Source organism: Ferruginibacter sp. (assembly GCF_031430955.1).
In the GTDB taxonomy this organism is placed as follows: domain Bacteria; phylum Bacteroidota; class Bacteroidia; order Chitinophagales; family Chitinophagaceae; genus Ferruginibacter.
Genome location: NZ_JANPCM010000065.1, coordinates 1 through 1,691 on the forward strand (window position 1 = coordinate 1; position 1,691 = coordinate 1,691).

General features: G+C 35.5%; 2 protein-coding genes. One reads left to right on the forward strand and one right to left on the reverse strand.

The window, feature by feature from the left end; genetic code table 11:
- The coding region (locus ACY65O_RS01845; protein ID WP_462219147.1) for a DEAD/DEAH box helicase at positions 1-1,089 on the reverse strand (1,089 nt) is incomplete at its 3' end.
- A 309-nt stretch (positions 1,090-1,398) separates the two neighbouring features.
- Between ACY65O_RS01845 and ACY65O_RS01850 the strand changes: the two genes are divergently transcribed.
- The coding region (locus tag ACY65O_RS01850; protein ID WP_462219148.1) for a hypothetical protein at positions 1,399-1,691 on the forward strand (293 nt) is incomplete at its 3' end.

Here is a 1,691-nt window from a genome sequence, read left to right on the forward strand (position 1 = left end):
TGCATTGATCATTCTTTCCAATGACTTTATTTTAAAAGTTTCCCTGCTATGACATATAGAAAGACAAATACCGGTTTTACCAGCCCTTCCTGTACGTCCGCTTCTGTGGGTGTACACTTCCATATCGTCGGGTAATTCAAAATTGATAACATGCGTTACGCCATCTACATCAATTCCTCTTGCAGCAACATCGGTTGCAATTAATAATTGTAAACTTTTTGTACGAAATCGGCCCATCACTTTATCTCTTTGCTGCTGCGTTAAGTCGCCGTGCAAGGCTTCAATTTCATAACCGGCTTTTGCCAGGCGTTCACCAATTTCTTGTGCATCAATTTTAGTACGGGTAAAAATTATACCATACATACCAGGGTTAAAATCTATTAATCTTTTTAATGCTTCGTAGCGGTGTTGTTGTGGCACCACAAAAAACTGGTGATCAATATTTACATTACCACTGTTCTTTTTACCAACAGTAACTTCTTTAGGTGTTTCCATGTAGTTTTTGCTGATGGCCCTAACTTCGGGTGGCATGGTAGCACTGAATAACCAAATGCTTTCCCTGTTGATGGTATTCTTCAATACAAAATCAATATCATCTCTAAAACCCATGTTAAGCATTTCATCTGCTTCATCAAGAACTACGTATTTCACTTTTTGTAAGTCAATTGCTTTTCTTTCTATTAAATCAATTAATCTTCCTGGTGTGGCTACAACAATTTGTACTCCTTTTTTAAGGTTGCGTATTTGCATGGTGATTGACGCACCGCCATATACTGCTTCTGTAAAAATATTTTTACTATGCTTTTTAAATTTCTCCAGGTCGTTGGTTATTTGAAAACACAATTCTCTTGTAGGGCAAACTACTAAAGCCTGTGCATGCCTTTCGGATGGATCTATTAATTGTAAAAGTGGCAAACCAAAAGCAGCAGTTTTTCCTGTACCGGTTTGTGCAAGGCCAATAAAATCGGTTGTACCGGATAATAAAACAGGAATTGCTTTTTGCTGAATTTCCGATGGAGTTTCAAATCCTAAATCGGCAACAGCTTGTACCAATTGTTCGTTTAAGCCTAAGGCTTCAAATGCATTCATTTAAATGTTGTTTTATTGATAGCCACATGTTTGTTTCCCTATACTTCTGCAAGCGAAGTACTATTGGGATGGTGTCATGCTTTGGCCGTTGGAGTAAGTTCGGGGGTTATAAAATAAACCCGGTGTAAAAGCTATTGTCAACAGCAACTGAGCATGTCATGTAATTCTCAGTTATTAATAATTGGGCGCAAAGGTATGGTTTTTATTGGGTAAAACAATTATAATATCAAACTTTACGTTTAATAGTTTTAATTTTTATACCAGTTAAACTATTTTTGAAAAATAAAGTCTTAAAAACTATTGAATTGTATGCTAAAAATTTACCTGCTTATTTTTACAATTGCTGCTGGTTTTTCGGTTGCTGTTGCTCAAACAGATTCGCTTTCTGCAAAAGATAAAGCTATGCTTGATTCTATGATGGAGAACGATGAATTTTTAAAAATGATAAAAGAGCAATCAAAAAATTCTGTTGATATAAGTGTTGGTTTGGGTAATGGTGCATTCAGTTCTAGCAATAATGCGGCTAATGCAACTGGGATAGATAATCAAATTATTTTTACACCTTCAATTATTTATCACACAAAAAATGGTTTCAGTTTTGG